Genomic DNA, 26,184 nt, shown 5'->3' with positions numbered 1-26,184 from the left:
GAGAGTTCTTGCTTGATCGTCTGTCCCCAGCGGACGATCGGCATGACGTAGGCGTGGTTGTGTGCCTGAAGCAGCGTCAAACACTTGCTGTCGTAGAATTCGCGGTCAAGAAAGACGGCCTTGACGTTGAGGTCAAGGCCGTCGAGGATACCGAGAAACTCTGCGAGGACACTGCTGGCGGTGTCGCCGTCTTCGAGACGGCGCACCGCCAGCGTGTAGCGTTTGTTCTTCACACGCGCGTAGAGTGTGGCGTAGGCGTGGAACGCAGTTGTTCCACGCTTCGCTTGTGAGTGATACAGGCCGTCTGTCCCGTCTTCATCGCCGTAGTAGGGCCGCAGGTGGAGGTCCGAAACGACCTCCACCTGCTGGGGAAGGACGTCGAGAACGTCCTTCTGAAGGAGCGCGTTTCCGACTTGCTCAAGCGTCTCAAGGTCGAATTTGGTGCGGAGATGGTAGAGAACCGAATTTTCGTGGGGGGCATCTTCGCTTTTCTCACAGAGCGTTGAGACCGAGGTCCCGTCGGCGCACGCGCCGACGAGGACCTCGTAGATGTCTTCAGCATCGATCTCGGCGTTTTCAGCGAGTGTGAGGGCGACTTCCTCGTCAAGAGCGTTGACGAGGAAGTTAAGAAGCTGGTCCTCGTGGATTTCACCGTCTGCTTGCTGGGTTGTAGACACACCTTCAGCAAGCAGACGTCTCAACTAACCGGCTTTGTGATGTACTGATACTGTATAGACTTGATCTGACGAAGAGAATCCAACCTCTCCGTGAATGTCACCTGATTCGGCAGTCCACCCTCGTTCAGCTGGTGAATCACCGATATTAATGGCTTGTACTGCTGGCTCGAACTCTATCTGTACGTTGTAATCTGTATCTTGTTCGAGCGTAAATGATGCATAGATAGGATTGTCCGGGCTCAAAGAAAAGGTCTCGACAAGTACCGTCTCATCTGGACTCGCAACCTCAATTGGTACCGAATAGTCGATTTGAGTTGTCTTGATTTCGATTATTCCCTGGCTTGGGGAGCCAAAGGTCAAACAACCTCCGCTCAAGAAGAGACTTCCAGCAGCAATCATCGACTGCCTGCGGGAACATTTGAACGACACAAAATCAACTCCTGCCCCGAATAATATATGATTTTCCATCGATTATATATCCCGAAAAGAAACACCCAAACTAGTTGGATTGCTCGCCCACCAACTGAGCGGCTGTTCCATGCTAAATCGATGGTGAGACCCCATCTCAATGTGCTTCGTAGTTTCGTTAAGTACAGAGTGCCCAGCTATCGTCGTTCGGCTGACCGATTGTCTCCGCTGGGAGTCCACATCCACGCGATGCCTATTCCGACGAACATAATGACGGCGGCAATAGGTTCGATCCACGGGAGGAGCGGCGACGCAGCGGAGAGGAAATTGTCATAAAACGCCCCGATGGTCGCACCACTGAGGAACACAAGCCATCCAACTGTCCGAATCACAGTCCAGTCCTCTGTCCGTGATTGACGGAGGGTGATAAGCCACGCAAGCGCAAATAGTCCACTCACCAGAAGCGTCACCCAGTCCATAACCACCGATACCAAACGCAGAAAGAAAAATCCAAGTGATAAATTCGCACCCCTACTGAGGGGCTGTTCCACACGAGCCGCGTTTGGAACGAACTGCACGGGTGTGCGATTTCCAGCCCACGTAGGCAAACGAGAAAGCTACGTGCAGGTGAAAAGCCAAGTAGCCAATTCGCTGCTATCAAATGAGAAACCAACTCTGTGTGAAGATTTCTATAACCTCCATCAAGTTTGATCGTTGGGGTTGAACACAAAATGGAGAACAGCTAGTGTAAACCCAATTCCGAATGCTCCGAAAATACTAGTTTCGCCGAGTAGTGCGCCACCAAGCAGGTAACACAAGAAGGAGACAACACCAACGAAAACCGCATATCTAATACGGGATAGATTCCGCGCCCATCTATCAAGACGGCTGTATAGCTGTTTTGTCCCGCTCATAATCTTCCTTACCGTTGACAGCACAATAATCTTCCTTTGACGGGACACGCCCGGTATTCATCCGGGCCCCCTAAACAGTACTCGTAGCTGATGTCCCCTACCGTTTAATACGAACACCTACTAACCGATTGTTCCACGCCAAATCTGGCTGGTGAGAACACGCTTGGATGCGTTGAGTAGGTTCGGTAAGTACAGAATGTGGGGTTGTCAACCAGCACAATCCTTTTCTAAAGTGCCTCAGAATATCCTCTTATGCCCCCCGGTCAATTTCTTCCAAATGGTCTCCTCCTTCTCGTGTTTCTCGGTGTTGTTCTCCCAGTGTACGGGTTCATCAGGCATTGTTCAGATTAGTTGATTCCAGGCGAAGGCGAAGGTTTGCAACCATGTTTCTGCCGAGTCAGCAGTTGCGTGGCGGAAGTGGTTGGCGAACTGCTCAGTGCGACGTTTCAGCTCCTTAAACACGCGTTCGACGGCATTCCGATTCCCATGTGTGACGTGTCGGAATCGGAGCCCAAGCTCGAATAATGCCGCTTTGAGCCACGGTGCGCCATCAACCAGAAACACGGCATTTTCGACGCGATGTTTCTCGCGGAGTTCCGCCAGGAACTGTTTTGTCAAGACGATTGTTCTGGTTGGAAAGAGTCTGACGTGGAGGAATTCGTTGGTTTCAGGATCAACTGCGGCGTACAGCCAGTAGCGCTGGTTGTTGAGTTGAATCACGGTTTCGTCAATCGCAACGTGATTCGGATTCTTCCCAGAATTGGGCTGTAGCCCGGCTTTTTGCACCCAATTATGGACAGTTGAGCGAGCACGTTCGACACCGAAGGAAGCTAAGACTGAGACGGTATCCGAGAGTGATAAGCCGGCAGCATGGAGTCGGATACCCAATTTCATCGCAGGCTTCGGTGTCGCTTCTCGCTGCACAAATTCTAACTCGAAGCAGTCGCTACCTCCGTTGAGGCGGGCGATTTCTGGCATGGATCACTAGAACTTCGCTCCGCCTCACCCTTCATCCTTATCTGAACACTGCCGGTTCATCACTGGCGAATTTATATGGGTCTGGAATGGGGTGATTCTGGGTGGAATCTTATTCATCGTAAAATGGCACTGGTGGTGGAATCCTCTCTGTGCGTACGTTAATACGGACAACCAGAACAACTGAGGAGGAAATGAACAGTTCCCATCCCTACTGACCGGTTGTTCCACGAAAACAGCTGCAAAGAACTTGACTCGATCGGTTGAGAAGGTTCGGTAAGTACAGGAATTACTTCGACCAACGATCTGTACTATTCCCCCAGAGGCTTTTAGGGAAGAGAAAGTTAATTTAAATATGAAACGACGTGGTGTTCTGAACGCCCTCTCAATCGCGGGGGTAGCTACCCTCACAGGCTGTTTAGGCAGCCGCCAACGGTCAGAACCCGTCGATTCAATCGTAATTCCAGAAATTAGACTGTACAACTGGACGCAAACGCCCGTAGAGATTAATGTAATCGTTACTGAGGATGCAGAAATCAACTCGTGGAAGACATATCGAATTGAAGCGGATTCTGAGCGGATTATTTCTACTACACCGTCAAGCCCGGGTGTGTATTCGATATTAGCTAATCCACCAACGGGATCGCCGAGGAAAACAACCGCGGCATGGGTTCTCAATAACTACGGACAAGATGTCGTGGAACCCCCGCGAGTAGCACTTGAATTTGATCTTCGAGCTGATGGAACCTTTAGCAGGGACTATGAAATGCTGGAGTAAGAGCTCGAGCCGTCGCGTTCAATCAGACAAAGCCCTTACCGGAGGCACATGAACGATTTCTATGCGCTCTGCAAGGGAGGGATCAATCTCTCGTCGGTTGTGCACGTCGGCGGTCATCTCAGAGTCGCGACAGGCTAAGTCACTCTATTCGGTGAGCATTATTATAAGCCCAGAAACGGTTTTTCCGTGCAGACAGACGTAATGACTCTCCTGGAAATTCTGTTCGGGACCGGCCTCGTTGTCGGGGTGATTGTTGCTAGTTTCGTGTATCGAAGCTGTTCGCGCCGAAAACTCCCAGTCTCTAGCCGTCTTGTTCGAGCACTCGCCTGTGGTGGAGGTTGTTTTGCTGGGTTTCTCGTCCCGTACGTCTTCCGGGAGGAACTGCTATACTTGTACTTTCAGGTGCTGAAACCACGACCAATCGCCGTATCCCCTTACGAGTCGCTGGTGGTTAGTCTCACGACCGGATTCGTACTCGCAGTCGTGCTCGTTGTCATGTACTTCTCAGGAGTGCGACTCCGAAATTCGACGAAAGCATAATCCACTACACACCCAATTCGCACACCTATCTAACGGCTGTTTCACCCAAATCAGCTGATTAGAACCCGCCTCGAAGGAGTGAGTACTTTCGCTAAGTACAGGATATACAGTGGTCGCGTGGAAATTCCTCAGACATGGAATACCAGCTCCGATTAGCCACTCCGGAAGATGCACCAGCCATCCGTTCTATCTACGCGCCTTTCGTCGAATCGTCACCAATTTCGTTTGAAGTTGACCCGCCAACGACTACGGAGATGGCAGAGCGGATTGAGACGACTCTCCGCAAGTATCCGTGGTTCGTTTGCGAGACGGACGAAGGCGAAATTCTCGGATACGCAACTGCGAGTTCGTTGAGATCGACCCCGCCGTATGCATGGACGGCTGAACTGACGGTGTACGTCGCTGAAGACGCTCACCAATCGGGTATCGGAACCGCGCTGTACACCTCCCTCTTGGAGACTCTGGAGGAGCAAGGATTTTATAACGCATACGCAGTTGTGACGCTCCCGAACCCTGCAAGCGTGAAGTTACACGAGCGAATGGGGTTCGAACCGGTCGGTACGTTCCCCGCAGTTGGCTACAAACAGGAGGAGTGGCATGACATCCAGTGGTGGTATCGACAACTGGCAGATCACCCATCCGATCCTGAGCCACCTCAGCCATTAACTGCCATCCGAGGGTCGCCCGAACTTGAACACATTCTGAAAAGAGCAGAGACATACTTCGACAGATAATCAATACGCACCCCTGCTGACCTGGTGTTTCACTCCAAATCAGCTGTTGAGAACCTTCCTTGATGTGAGGAGTAGCTTCGGGAAGTACAGACAAGGTATTTGCCGGATAGCCATTAATTGTTGCGTAATGTCCCCCGATTGGTCTGACCGTCTGTCTCTCCCGCCACTTCGGGCGCTCCTCGGAGTTATTCTTGGAAGCGCTGTCTTTGGTGCGGGACTCACTCGATACGCACAGATAATGGATGGAAGTGGACCACTACTGGACGTGTTGTTCGTCTCCGGCCTGTGGAGTGTGGGTGTGACGGTGGTTATTATTGCCGCGCTCCCGACAGCAGTCGGCTATAACGCATTATACTCGTATGCGATTGTGTTCGGGTTGTTATTTGGAGTCGTCTCCGTGATTGGGGTGGCGACCACCCAGCCACCGATGGCACAGATGGAGAAGTTCCGCTACGCCTTCCTGCTCGGCGCTGGATCAGCACTTGTCCTCGGCACGCTCGCGGCCAGCGTTGGTCTTCTATGGAACTTCCTCATCTCCCAGCGTCTCCGTGACAACGCCCGACGCAATTAGCTGAGGAGTATCATTCGCCTGCCGAGAGTATCGGCGAGACCGGGAGTCCACTGACAAGCCCACCGCTTTAGCGGTGGGTCTCTGACGCCTCGGTAAGTACAACCTCTCCACCAACCACTATGCATAGGAAGTTATGGGGTGGAGACCTCGAACTTAATTTGGTTATTTTCGACGACAGCCTCCAACATCGCACCCGGATTTGTTTCCCACATGGTTGACCGCTCTCCGATACCGTCTACTGTGACGGTCACCGTCGTGTCTCGGGTTTTCTCGAAGACGTTTTCGTAGAGTCTGGATTCGGCTGGTGGTAATGTCGGCGTTTTATAGAATAGACGCTCTCCATCAGCAGTGACTTCGACGCGAATTGTTCGTTCGGTTTCCATGTAATTCGAGACCGAGAGATGCGCCCCGGCAGGCTCGGACGACGGGGTAGCAAGACACCCAACAACTGGGATGACACCGGCCACTCCAAGAACGATGGCACGCCGGGACGACTGCTGTTTCATATTTACCGCCAACCAAGGAAGACTAATAAACCTCAAGGCCGCCCGACTACTCAATAACGGTTGCTTCGCACACCTACTGAGCGTCTTTTCCACGCCGAATTCCCTGGTAAGAATCCGCCTCGATGTGATGCGTAGCTTCGCTAAGTACAATAATTAGCTAACCGCTTCCTCTATATTGATATCCTGTTCAAGTATTGATACAGTTAGTACAGAGCCACTACTTGATGGACTATCATTCCATGTGTGTCGTTTACTTCTGTTGCCGTTAACGGTTATCCTCAACTCTTTTTCGCCACCCGTCTCAAATGGTTGCGAGTAGGATTTATCTCCATCGGCATCTAACGAAAAAGTCTCATCTATGACTGGCTCTTCTTCCTCTACATCACGTACTACTAATTTAACATCAATTCTATTACTGGTTTGATTAGAGATGGATATTGCTGGTAGTGAATCAGTGTGTAAGCACCCGGCAATAGTAAATATTGAGCTACTACCGAGCATTTGGAGAATACGTCGGCGGCTAATTTCCATTATTGACTTATTTATATTTGTGGCATGTGTGCGTTATGGCCTATACGTGGAGTCAAAGCAAGTATCAGGCCAGGTTTGGCATTATTGAGTAAGGGACAGCCCGATTAACGCGAAACCTAAGAAAACAACCAAAACATTCACCATCCTATTTGCCGTTATAGTGAACTCCTTTGCGCTCTCTGGGTCTTCCTCCCACATTCGGACACCACCCCATGTTCGTCCACTCTCAGGATTAAACAACCCGTAGAAGCCGAAGAGGACGACGGCCACTCCCACCAGCACATACATTCTCCTAATTAATAGTTTTCAGAGCAAGAATATAACCCCTATGGCTGGTGCGGTTCTGGTCAATACGCAGTCCCACTGAGCGGTTGTTTCACGTCAAATCCAGCTGGTGAGAACTTGCCTCAATATGGCGATCTACAGGCCAAGTGTTTGAATGAAGGGCGGAATTGGCCTAAGTCTGTGACCGTAAGGAAGTTACTTGCCACAGTACGTACTGCTGATTTCTAAGCGCCCGTTATTCCGGAAGCTGACGTATATTTTGTCGTCCATGTCATCGACGTTCGCGCACGTACTTCGGTACTGGTACTCTCGTGTGTCAGTGTCATTCGAAGCGACGACCGTGTACTGTCCGGCTTCGAGGATTCCGGGTTCCGATATTGACCCGGACTCCCCTTCAGGTGTGGAGAGGTTGTAGGACTCTTCGAACACGGTTTCACCATCAGATTTGATCGTTACTTCGACGCTTTGTTCTGCGTTTGACGAGTTGACGAGCATTAGATCGACTGTTGCCTCCTCATTCGCGCTCTGGAACGTTGCACACCCGCTGAGCGGGAGAAGTGCAAGACCCGCTCCGTACTGGAGGACTCGGCGTCGGGAGCAGTCCATTATTTATTAATTCTTTTTCGGCAGTAAAGAATCTGGGGGGTTCTGGAGGAATCGCACCCCTACTGAGCGGCTGTTTCACTCCAGATTTGCTGGTAAGAATCCGTATAGACGTGGTGCGGCATTTCGGTAAGTACAGGACAGCGCGGAATCAGTCAGTCTTGAAGTGGGTTAATTATGTGTTTCGGCGCCCCACAAAACACTTTATTGCTGGTTGGGAACTGACAGTATGCGCCGTGAATTGATGGTCGTCCTCCTCGTTGTGCTTGCTGGCTGTAGCGGGCTGAACGGCGGCGCTCCCTCCATGCAACCAACAGAGACGGCGTCCGCAGCCCCAACAACTACGTCCAGCCCGTCAAATGCGACCCCGACTGGTGCGACACCGAGTAATACTGTTAACTATACCGTCCTCTCAGACACCGAGCAACAAGCGTTCGATGCCGCCCAGCAACGAGGAACTGGGTTCGCACCCGACTCTGTCCGTGAGTCACCGTACGTCAATCGAACGTACTTCCCCACTGACGCCAAAGAAGTTTTCCAGAACCACGAGTACGTCCAGAAAAATGGGTCGTACTACCAGCTCTCGTGGGACGCTGGGCCGACGTTAGCCACCTATGATATTCAGATAACCGAACAACAGCCATCGGAAAATGCGTCCGTCGTTGCTCTCGAAAATCTGTCGTCGGAGGTGAGAGAGCCAGTGCAGAAAGCAATCGAGAATGGCTCATACGATACGCCGTTCGGCAAGTGGGACTCACTCCCGGAGAGTTTGAGTAACGCCGATCTCGTCCGAGCGAACGGAACACACTACAAACTCGATGTCATCGCGGGTGATTTCTGGGCCGACGAAATGCGCGCAGAACCGGTCGAATAGGTGGAGCGCTACTTGATATAGACGCACACCTGATGAGCGGCTGTTTCAGTCCAGATCAGTTGGTGGGAATCCACCCCAGTGTGGTTCTTAGATTCGGAAAGTACAGGTGAGTTATTCAACAGTTAAGGTGAATCGGAGTACGGTTTCACCCCTGCTTTCGTCGTCCTCAGTACTGGTTGTGGATTCGAGGAGTGAAACGGATTCGGTAAACGTGAACGTTCCTGTCGGTAGGCAGTATCGCTCACCATCCACCGCCGGTGCAGCGAGGACATCCAGCGTATTCGAGATGCTTTCCTCGGGCGGAAGCGTTGCAACCGTCGCGTTCGTCAACCACGCATCAGATGTTGAGCGCCAACAGCCGTCGGCATCGTACCCATCGGCGGGCGGACTCCGCAACTGGAGTTTCGATTCCGGGCCGTCACTCGGTTTCGGAGCGAGTGGAGCCTCGGACCCAAACCTAAATTCGCGTTCTGTATCGCCGGTATTCGTAAAGACGGCCCTGATTTGGGGCGGATGTTCCTCTGTCACCCCGCGAGCCAGCGATAATTCGTACTGAGCGTCGATTGCGGTTAACGGTGATTGAACGGAAAGCGAAAGATGAGACGTTGAATCACTACGCTCTGGAGTGCCGCTGGTTCTCTGTTCGGAATCCGTACTATTGGTGAGGACGCCTGAGCAACCGGAGATGAGAGGGAGGGTTGATGCAACCGCGAGGACGCATTCACGACGTTTCATCAACCGTAGGAAGTATCGTGATAGCAAATCTCTTGTGGGACTGAAAAATAGAACAGCACATGTCGGTCAGTACGGTCTACCGCTGACAAAGTATTTACGTGAAACGCCGGGAGAAAATAATATGCGTCAGTGGCTCGGGGAGCACATGACCAGACGAGGATTGTTGCGTGCAATCGGGGTGTGTTCCGCTGCTGGCATTACAGGCTGTCTTTCTCAGGATGAGGCGAGGTCAATTACCGTGTATAATTATCGAGATGAAACGGTTACAGTCGAGATGCGTGTTGTTGACGTCGGGTCAGGTGACGTAGCTATTGATACTGAGTTTTCTGTTGATCCGGATGGGCAGAAAGTGTTTGGAGATATCTTTGATCGGGATGGTGAGAAGAAAGTTACTGTGAGCGTCCCGGGGGTAGGGTCAGAAGAGAAGACATGGCGTGCGTCATCCGACCCAAAGACTAGCGGTCAGCTCGGGATTACGATTAGTGAGGATATTGAAATCCGCGAAGGTTCTGGCTGAAGTCTCTATTGAATTATTGTTGGAATCTGATATTGAAGCACTCTCCACCTACTGCGAGCATCCCAAATCCTGTATCAACCTGTGTAGTTGGATTTCGACAGATGTAGCTGGTTAATGTACATTCAAAGGCTACTCTATTCATCTTTGGGGCATCGTGGATTATGAAAAACACTCAGTATGCACACCTACTGACAGGCCATTTCACTTCGAATCAGCTGGTGAGAACCCATCTCGATAGGGAGTAGCTTTGGAGAGTATAGACGGACAATACTTCGGGTCGTCAGGCGGCTAGTATCCGACTGTTTGTCATTCGAGACGGTGACGTTGTCCACGGAGAATCAGTATTGCACCAGCAATTCCGAGCAGCCACTGGAGGACGACGACTGTGAGGCTCCGCTCTGTTTCCCCATGTTCCTGAACCACGGTTGGATAGACGACGTAGTAGCTGTTGTCGGCCTGGACGAGTTCGTGAGCGCCGGAGAGTTCGTCGGATGTCTCGTAGGCGCCTGTTTTGATAGCGGTTCGGACGCCTTTGTTAGTTCGTTCTATGGGAGTTGCGATATATTTGAGTGCCTCTTCTTGTGAGACGGCCTCAAGCCCGTACCAGACAGCCCCATTTTGCCGCTCCTCGCTAACAGGTTGGAAGAATCCTTCCTCCCAGATGTGGACATAGCTGTATTCGTTGTGGATGAACAGCTCCGTGGGCCCATCGTACGTGATTCCTCCGTTGGTGTGGATGGCTCGCTCAAGCACACAGGAACGACTCGGAGCGTCACCAAAGCACGCCACATCGGAGTCGAGGGGAACGGGATTGGTCGAGAACGTGTAGGTACCGTTCGCGGAGAACGAGACTTCGCTGGCCTCGTATCGATACCGGTCTGGGTCACCGATGTCAAACGCACCCACGACTAGCGGGTTCAGAAGCAAGATGAAGCCAACAATGATTGCGGCTTCACCCCGGTATTGGGTGACGGAGGACCAATCCATAAGAAACCCATTTCCGTCACTTAACTGAAAAGGCTACGGATGAAGCCGATACAACTAGAGACGACGGCTTCGCTCGCCCGTGCGTTAGATTCACAGCGCTTAGTCAGCACTAAATAATCACTGGGTGTGGACTACGCTGAGTGCTTGATACAGACGATTGAGTTATTATCTAAATACCTACATTTTTGCAAACGCTTTTTAGACGAAAATCCAAATTTACAATAGTGGATTTCCGCAGAGTCATCGTAGCACTGGCGTTCGTCATCTTTGTAGATAGAGCGATTCGCCTACTCATTGGGGAAATCACGCCGGGAACGCTATTTACGCCACTGTGGCCTGGATTTGCAACCTCTCATCCGAATATATTCGCGTGGATAGGAATTGTCTCTGCGCTCTTACTAATAGAAGCATTTAGACGACCGCCCTGCGAATCATAGACTTTTTGACGCAAATTATAATAGAAAGGTTTCACGTTCTGTACGCATTCCTACTGAGCGGTTGTTTCACGACGAATTAGCTGGTGAGAACCCGCCTCGATGTGGTGGGTAGCTTCGCTAAGTACAGGTGGAACACCTATCGTTTCATATACACAACCTATTTACTACGCTGGGTATTCGGTTGAAATATGCTTGACTCCCCACACGTTCGCTTTATTATCAGCTTCCTCGTCGCGTTTCCGCTCTCAGCGATTATTTCGCCACCCGATATATTCGGACAGCTGTTCGTCCTCGTACTCCTCGTGGTGGTCTCGTACTACCTGAGCTACAAAGGCGGATACGATGCTCTCCTGAGCAACTGACTCGATACATTCGCGTCTCTACTTAATGACGTTGTGGTCGAGAGTAGTGTGTAATTAAGGCACGTAACAAAGCTATCCTCTGCGGTCGGGCCCGTTTGTAAACACTACAGTGTCCCGGTTCCGTGGCAAACATTTATGGTTTCTAGTTTCGTAACTCTACACAAGATGAGTTACGATACAGAACATGTGCGAAACGCGGGGGACACTCCGGGAACCATCACTGGCATCCCGACGTTCGCGGAATTGCTGGAGAACCCCTCTCTCGCGGACCTCTATACATCGATTAAACGGGCAGAGACTGCAACAGGTCCCGAACTCGTCGAAACAACGGCCGTCTCGAAAAAGACGGTGTACGACTACCTCCATAAACTGGAGCAAGCGGGCCTGATCAACAAGGTTGGCGACGAAACCGGGACTGCCGTATACACCGCTCAGGAGTTCGAACTAACGTTGACGGTCCGTGAGACGGAAGTCTCGATCACTCCCCAAATCATCGAGGTAATCGCCCAGAAAAACGAGTACCCAGTGATCGAGCGGGTCCTCGAAGACCACGGCATCGTCACGTTCGCGCTCGCATACGATCTCGTGAACGCACACAGTGAGGGCGAGGTCACGATCCGGCAAATTGCGAGCCTCACAGATCTCTCCCCTGGAACTACGTATGATCTCGTCGAAGCGCTCTATTCAATCCTCGACCTCGGTGATGACGATTCGACTCCGACGACGTACACACCGGATGAGTTCGATGCGGACGAGGACGATCTCCTCGAGGAATACGCCGATAAGTGAACCGAGCGAGGATGTATACGGCGAACATTGCGGACACGGTGATGTTTCGGAACTTGGGGAAGCACCCCAGTCCACACCTACAATCGCTCAAGAGTGCCGTAGAGGAAGCTGGAACTGAAGTTTGGGTGCCAGCAGCGGTCTACCACGAGCTGGCGGATACCGGGAGTGCCGCCTCCCCGACGAACCCGTACCTCGATACGGCTATCGAAGAAGGATGGCTTCGGGTAGCCCCACCGCTACCAAGTGATCGTACAGAGGGATTCGATAGTAGCGCTGGACCGGTGGAGAAAGCACGGTTCGTTGCAGATGAGTTTCTCAACCAGCAGAGCAAGTATCCAGAGACGAACAACTGGCAGGACGCGGCGGTGGTCGCGTTGGCAGTTCGATTGTTCGAAGCGAATGCTCGAATCCGTGTGATCACTCACACAGCGGACGAAAATCTGGCAAAGGCATGCGCTCGTATCCCTCCCGAATTCGGATACTACGAGATCAAGTCCCGATACTACAACCCACCCCAAACAGCGAAGGCTGAGTTTCCAACCGTTGGACAGCTCACGTGGAGTGAGTAGAGAGCATTTCGGCGGTTAGACCGGTATCAGCACGTTTACGACTTTAATGTCAACGTCAGCGCGATGTACTGGTCGCTATGGAATGGTAGCCCTCCCGGCTTGTCTGTGGTTAGAAGTAAAATCAACGAAAATGTCGAACAAGCACCTTGTCCATAGCCACAAACCAGTCCGAGAACCGTATGCATTGAGAAGGACGGTCTCAACTTCTGCTACGCTGTTCTGATTCAAGGCCCCTGAACATAGCTCCTCTCTCGACGCGTGTCGTGTCCATAAACCGGCAGCTCGACCGGGTAACAATACGATTCCCAGATTGGTGCTGAGTGCGGGCCCATTCTGGCGTTCCACCTCGCCCCTGAATCGGATTTCGTGCTTCTCAATCCAGTTCGAGCAGCCGATCTCCGCTCGACGTCCCCCTGCAGTACGACTCCCGCTCCCCCTGTTCCTCCTCCATCTTCTCCGGCTCTCCCATCTATTCTATCTACTCTAAAGTAGTCGTCTACTCTATCTACTCCATCTACTTTACAGCAGATGGCTACTGTGGGCTATTAGGCGATATAGTCCCATTTCTACTCTGTCTACTCTATCTACTCTGTCTATTCTACCTACTCCATCTACTTTGACTACTTTGGAAAAGTTAAAGGAGTTGTCTACTGTTGTATCCAGTGAGGAAACCAATATGGCACAAAGCGATACCGACAAAACCCCGCGAGCAGTGTGCGTAGGCATCCTGAAAGGCGGATTCGGGAAAACGACAACCGCGCTCAACCTCGCGCGCGAGCTCGCACACCGCAACGAAACCGCCCTACTCATCGACCTCGATGACAACGGCCACCTGACACTCAACCTCGGGCAACGTGATGCCTACCAGCACGGCTCCGGGGATGACGACGAGAACCACGCCGAAGCGGTCCTCGTCAACGAGGCCGACCCCCGTGACTACATCGTCGACGTCGCTGGCGGCCTTGACCTGTTCCCGTCCCATGCGGACTTGGAAGGTGTAGAATCCACGCTCAAAGACGCTGTACAGGGCTCTGCTCGCCTCAAGCAGCATCTTGTCGAACCGCTTCTCGGTGAGGACTACGACTATATTGTCGTTGACTGCCCGGCAAATCGGGGAAAACTCAACGACAACGCGATGTACGCCACCGGCAACCTCATCATCCCGCTGCGACCGGAACTCGGCTACAAGACTGGCCTCGACAACACGGTCAACCGGCTTGTGAAGCCAGCGCGCCGGTACTTCGACCTCGACATTCTCGCGGTCGTGCCGTCCGACCTCCAGCGGCGTATCGACCAAGCAACGCTCGACCAAGAACTTCTCAAGGAGATTACTACGCGGGACGGTGTGGCATCGAAGGTCCCGAACTTCGCATATATCTCTCCAGAGGACTGGGAGGCTATCGAAGCCGGTGAATACGACGGTGGCTTGCCGGGCATCCGGCACCGGGACGCCATCAATAACTCGCTGCGGGACGCCAACGAGCCGCTGCGCGACTACGACCCCGAGTGTGACCAACTGGCAGCGTACGACGAGCTCGCGCAGATCGTCGAACGTGGTGAGGTGGTCCGCGATGAGTGATCCGTTCGACGACCTCGACGAGACAATCGAGGACCAGGACGCCGAGTCTTCCGACAGTGAATCAACCACGACCGCGTCGACGTCGACGGCAGCGACCGAGGAAACTACCAGTGATGATGGCACGGATGAACCGATGACGACCGGGGAACAGGTAGCGAACGAGGAGACGGACCCGTACACGACGAAGGCGTTCGAGTTCGGGGATGAAGCGACGCAGTTCCCGTTCTACGTGCGGGAAGCGACACTTGACGAGTGGAATACCGTGGACGACGTGGAAGTGACGCCGGCACTCGTCCAAGACGGTGTGAAGGACGTCACAACGTCCGAGAAACACGACGCGATGCTCCAGATGGTGATGGACAATTCGGACGTGCTCGTGGAGTATATCAAGGACGCACGCGGTATTGAGGCGGATACGGACGGACTTCGCGACGAGTAGCCGGGGCTCGCTGTTCTTTCTGGGTCCGGCGTAGGCAGCCGACGAATGGCTTTTAACGTAACGTCAGTAAGTTGGAACTGCGAGGGCGCGTGTGGGTGTCGCTTTGTGCCATAAATGGGATGCACACCCGCGCTCTCGCTTCCCTTCACGCTGAGCGACTGCTACGTCCGTAGTGGCAAAGCATCGCTACAACACCGGGAGCTCGTCGTCGAGTAGACTAACAGCTAGTCGTCGCTCTCTTGGCGATTTGTGCTCTGAGAGAACGATCCGGTTTCGTCTATTTGTTCGGTTTCATCGGGCGTCCTGTTCGTCGACGGCGACCCAAACTCTCGCGGCGAGCTGTTGATCTCGGTATCCCTCCCGCCCGCGCTCTCGTCCTCGACGTCAGGACCGGCATCTGTCGTTGTCCCCGAACCCTCGTTGCCGGCTGAGTCTTCATACTCTTCGAGGCCGGTCTGTGAGGGGTCCTCAAATCCAGGGGGTTCCCCACGTCCATCGTCATAATCGTCGATAGACGTCTGTGTCGGGGCGTTCCCACCGGAGTTGTCTCCGGGAGTGAACTTCTCTTTGACTTGTTCGCTCCGAACGGCCATTCGTTCGTTAATCCGTTGCCGATATCCACTCATTCCGCCTTTCGCTGCGTTTTTCGCGTCCCCAGCCACACCGCGTGCCGTCGATCCGTCTGCACGCTTGTTCCGTAGCACGCTCTTTGAGGCGCGTGCAGTCCCGTCAACAGCTTTTCGACCGGCCTTCCGGGCACCTGACCCGACGCGTTCGGCACGCTGCTGACGACGACGTCGCTGCGACCGCATCCGTCGCGACGACGAGAAATCCGTCTTCGGGTCGTGCTTGTGTTCTTCGCTCGGTCCACTCGACGTTCCACCACTACGGCTACCGCCACTCCTGGTATCCGAAGCCTGTGGCGCGCCGCCACCACTCGCCGCCGCTGCGCTTGCGCCTGATGCTCGCACCCCACGAGACGCCCCACGGCCTGCCCGCGACCCTGTCTGGACAGCCCGGGACACCTGCGACGAGAACGAAAACACGTACTTCGGAACCAGCGCTGCACCCGCAATCGTCGCGAACCCAAGAACTGTTGACGTCATCCCTGCCCCAATTCCGCCGGTTCCTGTGGCAGCGGCCCCTCCGTTGCCTTGGAGGAGTAATGCGCCAATTCGGAGTAGTAAGGCGGTCGGGAGGGTCATTAAGACGAGTGGGATGAATTTTCCCATCATGCTCTTTGCCCATCCCTCGACGGGCTTGATGGGGACAATCCAGAACATCAACAGAATGGGCATCGCGACCATGTAGGCGTAGATGCCGACTCGCCGGAGTAGGAAAACAGCAATAACTACCAGTAGGACGCTTGAACCAGCGATATAGATAAGCAGGGCGACGATACCTGTGCCGGCTGCAGAAGTGGCAGATCCGGTGATTGCTGATGCAAATTGGTCTGCTGCACCTCCGAGAATGACGTCTGCGAGGTCGTTGTTGAATTTGAGGAACCAACCGCCAAACCACCACCATGAATAGGCGAGCGGATAGGCGAAGACAGCTCGACGTATGCTCGTCTGCTTCTGCTTCGGCGTGAAAATGTTGAAGAACATCGCAAGCCCGAGCGCTAGCCCGAATAGTGTAGGAAGGAGCAGGATGACGGTGTCGTTGTATATATTCTGGAAGAGGGTCGCCCACGGATCCTTCGTCGGGCTGCCAAATGAATAGAGATTATCGGGGTAGGGGGTGCTGGTGAGGTAGTCCGCTGCGAGGCTGAATAACCACTTGACGAACCCTCGGACTGGCTCGACGAGCCCACCAATAACGTCGTAGATGGCATTTTTAACTGTCTGTCCGATTCCCGGCATAGATTAGTTCACAGTTTCTATCTCTATTATATTTTTGTCAATAAAACGTTCTAGAAAATGAGAATGGGCTACGACTCGCTAACAGTCCAATTCTGAATCGACGACTTTTGACAGCCAACACTCCCCACAGATTGCACTTGACTACCAAACAAGGTGAAATCGAGAGTTACGGTTGCCGCATGCTCATGTGCCGTCTCAAGAACGATATCTGCGCTTCGCGACTCACCCGTACACAACTCGTCTGAATCCCCCGTTAACGGTGACCCACGAGACGTAACTGTCATCGATTCCCCTGGGTTAAATTCCGCAGTCGCCCTCCCGCTAATCCTCGGTCGTTCAAACCGGGGCGGCGTCGGATTCGGGACGTCCCCCTCAACACGTAGTACCTCAATTTGCGTCGGGAGATCTCCTGTATTCGAAAGCTCCAGAGCAATCTTATCAGTCACCTGCTTATCTGAGCCAACCCCGCTGGACTTGGCGAGAGTAATATTGTCGACCTCGAAACTCCGTTCAAGCGTAATCGACTGCTCTCCGACAACATTCCCGTTTTTGACGGCAACGACGTCGAACGCACCGGCTTTAAGCCCGGTAAGAGGCAGCTGTGTTGCGGTGCCGGTAGCGAGTTCCCGGCGGGCAACCTCGGATCCGTTACTGTTGCGGAGAGTAACTGCCGAGATCGATGTGTCCGTGAGTGCGACGTCCAGGACTGCACCTTCCTCGTTCTCGGTGGGGAGGCTGCCAGTAGTCGGCTCGACCGCCTCGAAGACGTCTGCGTTCGACGACTGCGTGGACGTCGACGTGTTTGTCGCGGCTGTGGTATCTCCGTTCTCGGAATTGTTGGAGGTGGAGTTGCAGCCGGCGAGGGCCGTGACGGCGGCTGTACCGATGGAAGCGAGGGCCGCGCGGCGGCGCTGGTCTGGCATAGATTAGATAATCTATGCGACCGGAAAATCACTTTCGGGTGCCTGAGTATTAACCAACATATTGCGTGCTTTGACTGAGTGTGTTGGTTAAGACTGGCTGGCTGCTCGATAGGACCGCAAGCCCGAATACTGGCAGAATGGCTCCAGCTAAGATAATGTTGGTTCCCCACACCAACGGAAAGATTTATTCTATGTTGGCGCATTACACCAACATAGGGAGCACAGATGGGATCGACGATCATCTACGAAGACGAAGACACGTTCGCCGACGGCTCCAGATACGAGATGATCGCGACCGCCATCCCGAAAAGCGACGACTACCCCGAGGGCGTCAAGTATCGATTCCAGTACATGGCCGAAGACGGTCGAACTCTGCTCCGGTTCGACAACTTCCCGGACCACCCGGGCGTTGACCGCCATCACTACCACACGCCCACCGGCGTCTACGACGACATCGAGTACACCGACCCCAAAACCCACGCCCAGAAGTTCTACGACGAAATGGACGACCGCCGCGAGAGGTGACCCACCATGCCTGACAAATCCAACACGCCCGACGACACCGACGACGTCAACAGCACCGACTCCGAGACCGAGGAGATCGTGATGGACGACGTCGAAGCCGAGGCGGGCTTCCTCGAGGACCGCGACCCTGAGGACTACCCCTCGGTGCTGCGGATCACATCCGACTCCGACGAGGCCCACCGCCAGGACGCGCTCGACCGCCTCGACCGCTGGGAAGCCGGCGAGGAGGTCCCACACGTCATCAACTTCCAGAACCCCAGCGATCTCCGAGCGCTGCTCACCGACCGCCGCGTTGAGCTCCTCCGCAGCATCATGACCGACCGCCCGGACAGCATCCGCCAGCTGGCCGAGCGTCTCGACCGTGACGTCAAGAGCGTCCACGACGACCTGCAGGTCCTCGCTGACTACGACATTGTCCACTTCGAGCAGGCCGGACGGGCAAAACGCCCGTTCGTCCCCTACGACTCCATTGAGGTCAGTCTCGAAATCTCGACCCCGACCTCGGCCGACGACGCCGCCCCCGCCTGACTGACCTCAATTCCGCACGATGCAGAGACGAAACGAGTCGTTGGCGTCGAAGAATACTGATTGTCCTCACGAGTATCCTCAGACGCTTGTCTGGTTACGAGCCCGTCTTTAACCAACACTGGCGAGGGATCGCTGGGCGTGTTGGTTAAGACTGGTTGATTGTTCGATGGACTGACGTCTTTACGAGATGTCGTAGACAACTTCTGGTGATGTCTGGGCTGCTTGTCCGCCGTAGGAGTAACGGAGTGAAATGTCACTCGCTGCAACTTCGGACGGTGTTTGCCAGATGGAAACCCACTGGATATTTTCACCACTATCAATCCCACTGTACCCTTCGACATTATCAGGCTCAGGCCCTTCCACCGGGTCTGTAAAGGTAACAGGACTCAGCGAAATCTCATCGTAGTACTCGTATTCGTTACTCTCTGTTCGTACCACGCCGCTGCCAACAGGACTATCGGACTTATCTTCGGTACTTGTATTCGAAATTTCGGCCTTCGCGAGAACAAACTGGGCTCCGTCACCGGCTTTTGCTTCTCTAACTTCGTTCACGTATTCGTACGAGACTGAATCCGTGAATACTGGTTCACTAACAGTCAACTGGACACCACCCGGACCCTCGATAGTTTCCCCAAGTTCAGCTGTTAGTGGCTCAATTGAAACCGACTGTACTTGTTCATCAAAGGCCGTTATCGGCAGTTTACCTCCATGGTATCCTTCAACCGTCTTCGAACGCGTGATGGACACCGTTTCGCCGGCTTGCACAGTTCGTTCGATTGGATTGCCGACTGATACTGGCCGGTAGAACCGTCCGGTCCGTCCGCCACTATTCTTCACTTCAAGAGTATACGACAGCTCGTTACCAAGCGTTACTTTATCTGGTGCCTGAAGTGTCGTGTTGAACGCGATGTGGTGCTGCTTTCCAAATCCAGTTTGCCACTGTACGTCTTCAACGGACCGTAATGTGAATACGCCCGAACTTGTGCTCTTTGGCACCTCAAATACGAGCCAGCCACTAAGCTCGTTGGACCCGTTTTCATATGCTGGTGCGTTAACTGGACGAACAACATCACCGACGCGAGCAAGCGGCCGATACGTCATTTCATCCGGCGAAAATACGAATTCATCTCGGGCAGTCGTTTCCGGTTTCTCCGTTGGTGGCGCACCCTGCACGTTCGCGAGGAGATACTGCCGGTTATTGTCCGCTATTATTCTTTCATCTGCTGTCGCAATCACATCCGCCGTAACGATATCAGTAATTGAGACGCGTCCTCCGCTCCCAACGGATCGTTCCGTTCCAATATCACTGTTTGCTCCTGCGCTTGTTGTGCTGTCCGTAGCCGTTTCCGCTGTTGAACTGCCATTATTTGTTCCGCCAGTACAGCCAGCAAGAACTGTAAGGGTTCCAGCTCCAACCGACTGGAGAAACATACGGCGATTTTTCCTAACCATACTCCACACGTTAATATTTTACAATAAAAATATAATGAACCACGGTCAGTTATTAATTCTACCGCGTGTGGCGAGCTGCACAGCCCGAGAAGAAACGCACCGGCTAGTAGCCACTAACAACAACTACACACCCAACACACCATGACTCAGACACTAAACGTCACGATTGGTTCGCCGGACCGCAGCGGCCTTGAAGACCGTCTCAAAGCGGTTGGTGCCGGCGAAGACGTCGCGCCCCACAATCCGACGCTCGCCATCGAAGACCTCGAAACGTTCGGCCGAGTCTTCCGCAGCACGAACCTCGAACTCCTGGAAGCCATCGTCGAACACAATCCCAGCAGCATTCGGGAACTCGCGCGTCTCGTCGACCAGAACCCGCCGGAGGTCTTGGAGAACGTCCACGAGCTCGCAGACTACGGCCTCCTCGAACTCGAGGAAGATGGGCAGGCGAAACGCCCGGTCGTCTGGTACGACGAGATCGACGTCAACCTCCCACTGACGTCGACGGGAGCCCAACGGGACGCAGCAAACGCCTAGCGCACCGGTTCTCTGGTTGGATCGGTGCTATTCTTGCCCTCAGTGTTAACCAACACCGGCCGAATCTGCCGGCAGGTATTGGCCGAGCGACCCTGAACGAGCCGCGGTTGCCCGGTTGTGTGAACAAGAATGCCCTCAGGACACAGTGTCGCCGTGAATCAGCGTCTAAACGGATGAATCTTCCAATCTTCCCACTGATTCGTTCACACAGGATTCCCGATCTCGTGTGCACATCTCGAAAATCAGTTCTCTCGACGTGGAGCCCCGTGGGGAGTTCCGCAGAGAACTACTGATAAGTACAGACAGTCTACTTCTCGGTTAGCTCTGGTATTGAGACGATTGAAGGTTCTAGCGTTCACCGACAGTGGATCACTCGATATCCACAGTGAGATATACAGACTCGTCAGTCGTGGAGAAACTAACGAGTGTGACTCGCGACGAGTTCAATAATCGGATGAGCGCGTCTGAAACCTCGGTTTCCGAGCGAATGTGTACTTTAAGGCGGCCGCGCGAATTCTCTTCGATGAGTGTTGTGCCAGGAGTTTCGGAGAGACATTGTTTGAAGTTCGCGATACGAATACTCCGGCCGGATGTGCGCCCGAGAAGCGCGTCAAGCAGCCCCATAGTTGGAATCCTCCGCTATAGATGAGATTATTGTTCTTCAAGTACGATGTTTCTGGCCTCCGAAATGAGGCCGTGGGCATCGTCCATCGCTTCAGCGTCGATAGCGACCGCGACGCCGACGCCGTCATCGATGGCGAAATTCATCTCGATAACGTGCTCGAAACAGGTAATCATACATTGGAGATCACCGTGGTCTTTCGAAAACGAGTGCTCGTAGAGCGGCGCGTGTAGGGAGTCTAACCGAGATTCGTCGATGGCTTTGGTCAGTTCTTCCTCGGTGTACTGGTCGGTAACATCATCACGGATATGCTCGACATCCACTTCGTCGAGGTCATACCGCACGATACTCCGTAACTCCCCATCCATGTGCTCCTCAAAGAACTCTTTGAGCTGGGAGGCAACCTGAACACTCATATTCTAAATATTATTGGGTGGGAAAGTAACTCTACTGGTGAGCAGCATTACTTCACGCCGATTTCATGGAGACTACTGAGGAGCTATCCAGCTGTGAGAGGCTGCTTCTCATGGAGATTTGAGTAACGGTGCGGTGTGTTTTGAGTTTGTGGCCTTAGCCACACGCTCCGCGTTCTGTTCGAGTGCTTTAGCTAACCAACAACTGGGGTTTCTATGTGCAAGTGTTGGCTAAAGCGAGTGAGGCCAGCCAGCGGCCGCTCACTACGATTCTCCAGCGGACGCCCAATAACACAACCCCCACCAAGAAAGCCCGCTACTATCATCAGAACGGTCCGATAGATGCTACACGACCTGCATCCAGCACAACTCTCGCCTTAGGTCCGCGAGTCACGCACGCCATCGCGACCACGAACCTTATCCTCACAACTAGGCACGTAGCTCCGCGACGCCGTCCGGCGTGAACACGCGAACATACTCCGAGGTCACGTGCCCGCCGCAATTCTGGCACTCAGGCATCCGTTTGGTCAGGCGGGTGCGGGTTCGTCGCTAGATTCAGCCCCGACCAACTCAACATCCAGGTGGATTCGTTCGTAGGGAACGTAGGGCTGTTTGGCCTGTCCGTCGTCGACGATGAACAACAGACCGTAGTCTGCGAGTCGGGCGACGTCGTCGTGGACGGTCCGGTAGTCGCGGTCAAGCGTCTCCGCGAGCGCAGAGATGCTCTCTGCGGCACCTTCGGCCACGACAAGCACTCGCAGCAGTTCGAGACGCCGGTTTGTGAGGACTTTCCGGAGTTCACCGACCGTCGCGAACGAGACGACTGCCGGCTGCTCGTCGCCATCGCTGACTGCATCAGCAGCAGCAAGCGTCTGCTCGCGTGTGTGGTCGAAGCCCTCGACGGTAACGCGAAGGACGTCAGGGTGAGGGCAGTCACGGGGATCACGGTACTTCTCGGACCAGCCGTCGCCAGACGTGTCAGTCATCGTTCCGTAGCAAAGACAGAAGAGGGGGAGAAGCGGCTACTCGAGCTGGTCGAGGAGTTCGCGGTCCTCGTCGATAATTTCCCGAACCCGCTCTCGGTGCTTGTCGGATCCATCTGGTTCGCGGTGTTCTTGGCTCATGATAATCGTATGTATGACGGGGAGTATCTTGAATCTTCTCACGGTTTGAGGCGGTCCTCGTCGACATTGCCGGTCTCTAACCACTCTGCAATCTCCTCGACGTCATAGCGCCGAATCCGTTTTAGAAACTGTTCCGCATTCGGGCCATGTTCAGCGGGTATCTCACCGTGGTCATCGAGGAATTTTCGGGTTGTAACCCACGCAGTTCGCTTGTTCCCGTCTTCGAATACGTGCCGTGTGATGAGCTTCCGTAGTAGGTACGCAGCCCGTGTGTAGACGTCGTTGTACTCATCCGCGTCTCGGATGATTCGCTTGGTTTTCAACTTCGGTGCTGCTACTCGCGTCCCGGTATGCTTGAGGTTGTACACGTCCTCGACCTCCTCGTGCGTAGCGATGATTTCCGCCACTGTCGGGAGGTACGGATCGTCGGTCACGGCTGGGTATCGTAAGCGCCTAGCGTGTCTTGAGGCATGTCTGCGTTCGTGCCTATTGTGCGACCCAAGAGTGTCTGGCGTGGTCGGCTAGCCTTCTCCTGTTCATCGAGGGTATCGGATTGAAGTGTGAGCTGGATGTCTGACCATAGCCCATACATGGTTTCTAGCGCGCGGATGTCGTACTTATGGACCTGTTTCGCGGGCATCACACGTGAAGAAATAGTGGGTGGCACCTAAAGGATTAGACTTCCCGGCGTGACCAGGAGCGATTACTAGCGTTTGCGGGGTGGCTGGACGCCAGCCACGTCGACGTCATCCATGACGGTGCGCTACAGTCAAGGCGATCGCTAAAGAGATTCAAACCTACGATGCGTCGTACGACGATATGCGGCTGGCCCAAGCTGTCAAGAGCATGCTGTTGCCGCTTGGATAGGTTCGTACAGATATTCGATGGAGATTTGCCGAGAGACGAGAGACGGAGCTAACAGAGTTCGCTGTGGACCGGAACGGATGAGTAGGTTCAGATATCAGTTGAGGTGAGCAAAAGCACAAGTGGGCGACGAGGTCAATCCCATTCACACTCTGGGGGGCCTTGCTCTATGGAACACCCCCCAGAGTGTGAATGGGGGAGATCAATCACACCAAGGGTGGGTAACCTATATGTGAATGGGGCGGATTGGTCCGGCCATGCCAAACAACGATTCTACGCAAACAACCGTCGACGAGATATTAAATGTCGATGAGGGAGATAGCGAAGACGAATCGGATATTTTTGAGAAGCCATGGTTGCTCGAAATCGATAACGTTCCTGACGCCAATCGAATCGTCGGTCGAGACGACCACATCACGTTCTTGGCCAAGAATCTCCGGAAGATGCGGACAAACAGCGTCCCGGATAACGTCCTGGAGTGGGGTGAAACCGGGACGGGAAAGACACTAGTTGCAAGACACGTCTGTGAGCGACTCGAAGCAGCAACTGAAGGAACGGACTCCCCGATCGTTACTGCCTACATTAATCCGGATCCCATCTCTACGTATACCTCCACCTTCCGAAAAATCGCAGAACAGGTGAACGCGAAAGCAGAGAATCCGCTTGATGTCCCCTATCAGGGCCTCTCAGCCGAGCATTATCGGGATCAGAAATTGTGGCCCGTTGTTCAGCGGGAGTTTTCTGGCGGTCTCGTCGTCATCATCGATGAAATCGACAAGCACGGAGAAGTCAACGAAGTGCTCTACACGCTATCACGGACACAATCTAAAGACGACGTTGACTTCCCAGTCGTTACGATCGGGATTTCGAACGACATCGAATTCAAGGGAGAAATCGAGTCGCGGGTCCAATCGACTCTCCAGCCAGAACACCGAACGTTCACGCCGTACGAAGAAGACCAGCTCATTGCAATCCTCGAAAATCGACGGGACGCATTCTACGACGGTGTCCTCGATGAGGAGGTGATTCCAACCACAGCTGAACTCGCAGCTGAAGAACACGGTGACGCTCGACGCGCAGTCCGATTGTTCCGGAATGCAGGTGAAATAGCCGACGAGGAAGGGGACGACATCGTGACAGGCGAACATGTTCATGAGGCTGACGAACTCGTCGAAGTCGAACTGTTCATGGAGATGGTGAAGGGAACGCCGTTATCTGGAAAGCTACTCCTCTTTTCACTCACACGTCTTGATCGGAATAACCCGGAGAAAGAATGGTTCCGAACCTCGGAGATCCACGAGGTGTATCAAACAGTAGCACGGGATGTCGAAGTAGAGCCGAAGGGGTACAATCGTGCGCTCGAATTGCTGAACAAGCACGTGACAACAGGAGTTCTCGAATCGAAGAAGAAGGAAGGCGGAGATCAGGGGAAGTTCAGGTCGTATGCTCTCCAAGGAGACGTGGAGAGTACACGAACTGGACTGATCAACTCAACGGCGGAGCTCCAGACGTTGATGGGATGGTGACACCCCCACCCCTCGGTGTGAATGGTATGCCATAGGCTACGACTGTTGTAAAGACGAAGCCGGACTCAGCCTGCAGAAGACGGTTCGTTCATCTGAAGAAGCGATAACGGTACGGAGAGCGGCTTACACGTTCTGCCACGGTAGCTGCCCCGGTCCGCTACTGCACCGCACCGCAACTGTAGTTATCTTTATTATACTACAGTCAAAACAGTCCTCCGAGTAGATCTATTCTGAAAGGCGAGGCCTTGTGCCGAAGCCGAAGGTTCGCCACTGAGGCGAGAACCCTCCCTACGGCGTGAGGACTTCTGCTGTTAAGGGCTTCTTAATCGCGGTACCCTGGGTGGTGGACCATTCACACTGAGGGGTGTGGGGGTAAACGAGGCGTAATCTATCCGCGTGTTCCTCTGTCTTCTCTCGACGTGAAGTCTCGTTAGAGAGTGCCGGTTGGTAGCCCATTCACACCGAGGGGTGTGGGGTAAACCGATCCCATTCACACTCTGGGGGGTGTCATCTGCTACGCTACGAATCACGTTGAAACGACATCAGGCTACAGTTCCATCTCGTTTACTCGTCGGGATTCACCGGCCCTTTGTACTTCGACGTCACCGAATCGCCTTCCCGCCACTGCCAGTAGTAGTAGCGGTTGTCGTTGATCTCCTTGATCGTGATCGTCGCCTTCGCCGGCACGTCGTCTGGAAGGTCATCGGGGCGCTCCTCGACCTCTTCTTGATCTGCTGACTCCTCGAGACGGGCCTCTCGTTCCTTGTGCTCGGCGAGCGCTTCAGCGTACGTCGCAACGTCTCGGAGCTGCTCCGGGTCCGACTCGTTGAGCGGGTTGACGATCTCCGTCGGGAGGTTCGCCGGTGGGGTCGGGGGTTCGTAGGACATCGGCTACTCTCGTGTTAACCAACACGTCCCACGAATCCATAGTTTTGTTGGTTAAGGCGATGGAGACGACTCTCGTGCCTGTTGACTGTAACATTACTCGAAACTTCTTT

28 protein-coding genes and 1 pseudogene are annotated in these 26,184 nt (G+C 53.7%); 14 read left to right on the top strand and 15 right to left on the bottom strand.

What is annotated here, in order from left to right:
• The 3 genes and pseudogenes from LPA46_RS11025 to LPA46_RS11015 form a co-directional block, all read right to left on the bottom strand.
• Positions 1–677 (bottom strand): annotated as a pseudogene (locus LPA46_RS11025) (ISH3-like element ISH3B family transposase); the annotation flags it as partial.
• A gap of 24 nt (positions 678–701) precedes the next feature.
• Positions 702–1,076 (bottom strand): hypothetical protein, encoded by a 375-nt coding sequence (locus LPA46_RS11020; RefSeq protein WP_230892541.1) that lies wholly within the window; start codon positions 1,074–1,076, stop codon positions 702–704.
• A gap of 1,265 nt (positions 1,077–2,341) precedes the next feature.
• On the bottom strand, positions 2,342–2,977 hold the full coding sequence (locus LPA46_RS11015; protein WP_230892540.1) for an IS6 family transposase: 636 nt from the start codon (positions 2,975–2,977) through the stop codon (positions 2,342–2,344).
• Positions 2,978–3,329: 352 nt separating this feature from the next.
• Here LPA46_RS11015 and LPA46_RS11010 point away from each other — a divergent pair, with 352 nt between their 5' ends.
• The 3 genes from LPA46_RS11010 to LPA46_RS11000 all read left to right on the top strand — a co-directional run bounded on the left by LPA46_RS11010 (position 3,330) and on the right by LPA46_RS11000 (position 5,597).
• A complete protein-coding gene (locus LPA46_RS11010; protein ID WP_230892539.1) occupies positions 3,330–3,752 on the top strand; it encodes a hypothetical protein in 423 nt (140 codons plus the stop codon).
• Positions 3,753–4,426: 674 nt separating this feature from the next.
• The gene (locus tag LPA46_RS11005; protein WP_230892538.1) at positions 4,427–5,026 is read left to right on the top strand and encodes a GNAT family N-acetyltransferase; all 600 of its coding nucleotides are present in this window, start codon (positions 4,427–4,429) and stop codon (positions 5,024–5,026) included.
• A gap of 127 nt (positions 5,027–5,153) precedes the next feature.
• Positions 5,154–5,597: a hypothetical protein gene (locus LPA46_RS11000; protein ID WP_230892537.1), complete on the top strand. Its 444-nt coding sequence runs from the start codon at positions 5,154–5,156 to the stop codon at positions 5,595–5,597.
• A 131-nt stretch (positions 5,598–5,728) separates the two neighbouring features.
• Here LPA46_RS11000 and LPA46_RS10995 read toward each other — a convergent pair whose 3' ends face one another.
• The 3 genes from LPA46_RS10995 to LPA46_RS10985 form a co-directional block, all read right to left on the bottom strand.
• On the bottom strand, positions 5,729–6,103 hold the full coding sequence (locus tag LPA46_RS10995) for a hypothetical protein (RefSeq protein ID WP_230892536.1): 375 nt from the start codon (positions 6,101–6,103) through the stop codon (positions 5,729–5,731).
• A gap of 153 nt (positions 6,104–6,256) precedes the next feature.
• Positions 6,257–6,604, bottom strand: a complete 348-nt coding sequence (locus tag LPA46_RS10990) for a hypothetical protein (RefSeq protein WP_230892535.1) — start codon at positions 6,602–6,604, stop codon at positions 6,257–6,259.
• Positions 6,605–7,114: 510 nt separating this feature from the next.
• A complete protein-coding gene (locus LPA46_RS10985) occupies positions 7,115–7,414 on the bottom strand; it encodes a hypothetical protein (RefSeq protein WP_230892534.1) in 300 nt (99 codons plus the stop codon).
• A gap of 337 nt (positions 7,415–7,751) precedes the next feature.
• On the opposite strand from LPA46_RS10985, the gene LPA46_RS10980 reads away from it, so the two are divergent.
• Complete coding sequence (locus LPA46_RS10980; protein WP_230892533.1) at positions 7,752–8,396, top strand: hypothetical protein; 645 nt, start codon at positions 7,752–7,754, stop codon at positions 8,394–8,396.
• An 856-nt stretch (positions 8,397–9,252) separates the two neighbouring features.
• A complete protein-coding gene (locus tag LPA46_RS10975) occupies positions 9,253–9,648 on the top strand; it encodes a hypothetical protein (RefSeq protein WP_230892532.1) in 396 nt (131 codons plus the stop codon).
• A 306-nt stretch (positions 9,649–9,954) separates the two neighbouring features.
• Here the strand turns inward: LPA46_RS10975 and LPA46_RS10970 are convergent, their stop codons facing one another.
• Positions 9,955–10,635 (bottom strand): hypothetical protein, encoded by a 681-nt coding sequence (locus tag LPA46_RS10970; RefSeq protein WP_230892531.1) that lies wholly within the window; start codon positions 10,633–10,635, stop codon positions 9,955–9,957.
• A gap of 625 nt (positions 10,636–11,260) precedes the next feature.
• Here LPA46_RS10970 and LPA46_RS10965 point away from each other — a divergent pair.
• From LPA46_RS10965 to LPA46_RS10945, 5 genes are all read left to right on the top strand, one after another.
• Positions 11,261–11,434 carry a hypothetical protein gene (locus tag LPA46_RS10965; RefSeq protein WP_230892530.1) on the top strand — a complete coding sequence of 58 codons (174 nt, stop codon included), beginning with the start codon at positions 11,261–11,263 and terminating at the stop codon, positions 11,432–11,434.
• Positions 11,435–11,569: 135 nt separating this feature from the next.
• Positions 11,570–12,223 carry a helix-turn-helix domain-containing protein gene (locus tag LPA46_RS10960; RefSeq protein WP_442908241.1) on the top strand — a complete coding sequence of 218 codons (654 nt, stop codon included), beginning with the start codon at positions 11,570–11,572 and terminating at the stop codon, positions 12,221–12,223.
• Between the two features lie 11 nt (positions 12,224–12,234).
• Entirely contained in the window at positions 12,235–12,792 is a 558-nt protein-coding gene (locus tag LPA46_RS10955; protein ID WP_230892528.1) for a hypothetical protein, read from the top strand.
• A 676-nt stretch (positions 12,793–13,468) separates the two neighbouring features.
• Complete coding sequence (locus LPA46_RS10950) at positions 13,469–14,371, top strand: ParA family protein (protein WP_230892527.1); 903 nt, start codon at positions 13,469–13,471, stop codon at positions 14,369–14,371.
• The gene (locus tag LPA46_RS10945) at positions 14,364–14,810 is read left to right on the top strand and encodes a hypothetical protein (protein ID WP_230892526.1); all 447 of its coding nucleotides are present in this window, start codon (positions 14,364–14,366) and stop codon (positions 14,808–14,810) included. Before LPA46_RS10950 ends, LPA46_RS10945 begins: the two co-directional genes overlap by 8 nt.
• 224 nt (positions 14,811–15,034) lie before the next feature.
• Here LPA46_RS10945 and LPA46_RS10940 read toward each other — a convergent pair whose 3' ends face one another.
• A complete protein-coding gene (locus LPA46_RS10940; protein ID WP_230892525.1) occupies positions 15,035–16,672 on the bottom strand; it encodes a hypothetical protein in 1,638 nt (545 codons plus the stop codon).
• A gap of 68 nt (positions 16,673–16,740) precedes the next feature.
• Positions 16,741–17,595 (bottom strand): hypothetical protein, encoded by an 855-nt coding sequence (locus tag LPA46_RS10935; protein WP_230892524.1) that lies wholly within the window; start codon positions 17,593–17,595, stop codon positions 16,741–16,743.
• Between the two features lie 225 nt (positions 17,596–17,820).
• Between LPA46_RS10935 and LPA46_RS10930 the strand changes: the two genes are divergently transcribed.
• Together LPA46_RS10930 and LPA46_RS10925 are read left to right on the top strand one after the other, a co-directional pair.
• A complete protein-coding gene (locus LPA46_RS10930; protein WP_230892523.1) occupies positions 17,821–18,120 on the top strand; it encodes a toxin-antitoxin system TumE family protein in 300 nt (99 codons plus the stop codon).
• Positions 18,121–18,126: 6 nt separating this feature from the next.
• Positions 18,127–18,648, top strand: a complete 522-nt coding sequence (locus LPA46_RS10925) for an HVO_A0114 family putative DNA-binding protein (protein WP_230892522.1) — start codon at positions 18,127–18,129, stop codon at positions 18,646–18,648.
• Between the two features lie 180 nt (positions 18,649–18,828).
• Here LPA46_RS10925 and LPA46_RS10920 read toward each other — a convergent pair whose 3' ends face one another.
• Complete coding sequence (locus LPA46_RS10920) at positions 18,829–20,100, bottom strand: hypothetical protein (RefSeq protein WP_230892521.1); 1,272 nt, start codon at positions 20,098–20,100, stop codon at positions 18,829–18,831.
• A 141-nt stretch (positions 20,101–20,241) separates the two neighbouring features.
• On the opposite strand from LPA46_RS10920, the gene LPA46_RS10915 reads away from it, so the two are divergent.
• On the top strand, positions 20,242–20,637 hold the full coding sequence (locus tag LPA46_RS10915; RefSeq protein WP_230892520.1) for an HVO_A0114 family putative DNA-binding protein: 396 nt from the start codon (positions 20,242–20,244) through the stop codon (positions 20,635–20,637).
• 651 nt (positions 20,638–21,288) lie between these two features.
• Here the strand turns inward: LPA46_RS10915 and LPA46_RS10910 are convergent.
• The 4 genes from LPA46_RS10910 to LPA46_RS10900 form a co-directional block, all read right to left on the bottom strand.
• A complete protein-coding gene (locus LPA46_RS10910) occupies positions 21,289–21,675 on the bottom strand; it encodes a hypothetical protein (RefSeq protein WP_230892519.1) in 387 nt (128 codons plus the stop codon).
• Between the two features lie 426 nt (positions 21,676–22,101).
• Positions 22,102–22,191, bottom strand: coding sequence for a DUF7563 family protein (locus tag LPA46_RS19170; protein WP_442908240.1), 90 nt, complete (start codon positions 22,189–22,191; stop codon positions 22,102–22,104).
• An 8-nt stretch (positions 22,192–22,199) separates the two neighbouring features.
• Positions 22,200–22,658, bottom strand: coding sequence for an HVO_A0114 family putative DNA-binding protein (locus LPA46_RS10905; RefSeq protein WP_230892518.1), 459 nt, complete (start codon positions 22,656–22,658; stop codon positions 22,200–22,202).
• 176 nt (positions 22,659–22,834) lie between these two features.
• Positions 22,835–23,230 (bottom strand): Fic family protein, encoded by a 396-nt coding sequence (locus LPA46_RS10900; RefSeq protein WP_230892517.1) that lies wholly within the window; start codon positions 23,228–23,230, stop codon positions 22,835–22,837.
• 687 nt (positions 23,231–23,917) lie between these two features.
• Here LPA46_RS10900 and LPA46_RS10895 point away from each other — a divergent pair.
• A complete protein-coding gene (locus LPA46_RS10895; protein WP_230892516.1) occupies positions 23,918–25,186 on the top strand; it encodes an orc1/cdc6 family replication initiation protein in 1,269 nt (422 codons plus the stop codon).
• A 564-nt stretch (positions 25,187–25,750) separates the two neighbouring features.
• On the opposite strand, the gene LPA46_RS10890 is transcribed toward LPA46_RS10895, so the two are convergent.
• Complete coding sequence (locus LPA46_RS10890; protein WP_230892515.1) at positions 25,751–26,074, bottom strand: hypothetical protein; 324 nt, start codon at positions 26,072–26,074, stop codon at positions 25,751–25,753.
• Positions 26,075–26,184: the final 110 nt, after the last annotated feature.

It is taken from the genome of Halobacterium sp. KA-6 (genome assembly GCF_021029015.1).
In the GTDB taxonomy this organism is placed as follows: domain Archaea; phylum Halobacteriota; class Halobacteria; order Halobacteriales; family Halobacteriaceae; genus Halobacterium.
Note: the sequence above shows the minus strand (reverse complement) of the source record. Positions and strands in the feature narration are given on the sequence as shown.

Excerpts from the sequence above, each read along its gene's own strand:
- LPA46_RS11020 (WP_230892541.1), bottom strand. The coding sequence starts at position 1,076 with ATGATTGCTGCTGGAAGTCTCTTCTTGAGCGGAGGTTGTTTGACCTTT.
- LPA46_RS11015 (WP_230892540.1), bottom strand. The coding sequence starts at position 2,977 with ATGCCAGAAATCGCCCGCCTCAACGGAGGTAGCGACTGCTTCGAGTTA.
- LPA46_RS11010 (WP_230892539.1), top strand. The coding sequence starts at position 3,330 with ATGAAACGACGTGGTGTTCTGAACGCCCTCTCAATCGCGGGGGTAGCT.
- LPA46_RS11005 (WP_230892538.1), top strand. The coding sequence starts at position 4,427 with ATGGAATACCAGCTCCGATTAGCCACTCCGGAAGATGCACCAGCCATC.
- LPA46_RS11000 (WP_230892537.1), top strand. The coding sequence starts at position 5,154 with ATGTCCCCCGATTGGTCTGACCGTCTGTCTCTCCCGCCACTTCGGGCG.
- LPA46_RS10995 (WP_230892536.1), bottom strand. The coding sequence starts at position 6,103 with ATGAAACAGCAGTCGTCCCGGCGTGCCATCGTTCTTGGAGTGGCCGGT.
- LPA46_RS10990 (WP_230892535.1), bottom strand. The coding sequence starts at position 6,604 with ATGCTCGGTAGTAGCTCAATATTTACTATTGCCGGGTGCTTACACACT.
- LPA46_RS10985 (WP_230892534.1), bottom strand. The coding sequence starts at position 7,414 with ATGCTCGTCAACTCGTCAAACGCAGAACAAAGCGTCGAAGTAACGATC.
- LPA46_RS10980 (WP_230892533.1), top strand. The coding sequence starts at position 7,752 with ATGCGCCGTGAATTGATGGTCGTCCTCCTCGTTGTGCTTGCTGGCTGT.
- LPA46_RS10975 (WP_230892532.1), top strand. The coding sequence starts at position 9,253 with ATGCGTCAGTGGCTCGGGGAGCACATGACCAGACGAGGATTGTTGCGT.
- LPA46_RS10970 (WP_230892531.1), bottom strand. The coding sequence starts at position 10,635 with ATGGATTGGTCCTCCGTCACCCAATACCGGGGTGAAGCCGCAATCATT.
- LPA46_RS10965 (WP_230892530.1), top strand. The coding sequence starts at position 11,261 with ATGCTTGACTCCCCACACGTTCGCTTTATTATCAGCTTCCTCGTCGCG.
- LPA46_RS10960 (WP_442908241.1), top strand. The coding sequence starts at position 11,570 with ATGGTTTCTAGTTTCGTAACTCTACACAAGATGAGTTACGATACAGAA.
- LPA46_RS10955 (WP_230892528.1), top strand. The coding sequence starts at position 12,235 with ATGTATACGGCGAACATTGCGGACACGGTGATGTTTCGGAACTTGGGG.
- LPA46_RS10950 (WP_230892527.1), top strand. The coding sequence starts at position 13,469 with ATGGCACAAAGCGATACCGACAAAACCCCGCGAGCAGTGTGCGTAGGC.
- LPA46_RS10945 (WP_230892526.1), top strand. The coding sequence starts at position 14,364 with ATGAGTGATCCGTTCGACGACCTCGACGAGACAATCGAGGACCAGGAC.
- LPA46_RS10940 (WP_230892525.1), bottom strand. The coding sequence starts at position 16,672 with ATGCCGGGAATCGGACAGACAGTTAAAAATGCCATCTACGACGTTATT.
- LPA46_RS10935 (WP_230892524.1), bottom strand. The coding sequence starts at position 17,595 with ATGCCAGACCAGCGCCGCCGCGCGGCCCTCGCTTCCATCGGTACAGCC.
- LPA46_RS10930 (WP_230892523.1), top strand. The coding sequence starts at position 17,821 with ATGGGATCGACGATCATCTACGAAGACGAAGACACGTTCGCCGACGGC.
- LPA46_RS10925 (WP_230892522.1), top strand. The coding sequence starts at position 18,127 with ATGCCTGACAAATCCAACACGCCCGACGACACCGACGACGTCAACAGC.
- LPA46_RS10920 (WP_230892521.1), bottom strand. The coding sequence starts at position 20,100 with ATGGTTAGGAAAAATCGCCGTATGTTTCTCCAGTCGGTTGGAGCTGGA.
- LPA46_RS10915 (WP_230892520.1), top strand. The coding sequence starts at position 20,242 with ATGACTCAGACACTAAACGTCACGATTGGTTCGCCGGACCGCAGCGGC.
- LPA46_RS10910 (WP_230892519.1), bottom strand. The coding sequence starts at position 21,675 with ATGAGTGTTCAGGTTGCCTCCCAGCTCAAAGAGTTCTTTGAGGAGCAC.
- LPA46_RS19170 (WP_442908240.1), bottom strand. The coding sequence starts at position 22,191 with ATGCCTGAGTGCCAGAATTGCGGCGGGCACGTGACCTCGGAGTATGTT.
- LPA46_RS10905 (WP_230892518.1), bottom strand. The coding sequence starts at position 22,658 with ATGACTGACACGTCTGGCGACGGCTGGTCCGAGAAGTACCGTGATCCC.
- LPA46_RS10895 (WP_230892516.1), top strand. The coding sequence starts at position 23,918 with ATGCCAAACAACGATTCTACGCAAACAACCGTCGACGAGATATTAAAT.
- LPA46_RS10890 (WP_230892515.1), bottom strand. The coding sequence starts at position 26,074 with ATGTCCTACGAACCCCCGACCCCACCGGCGAACCTCCCGACGGAGATC.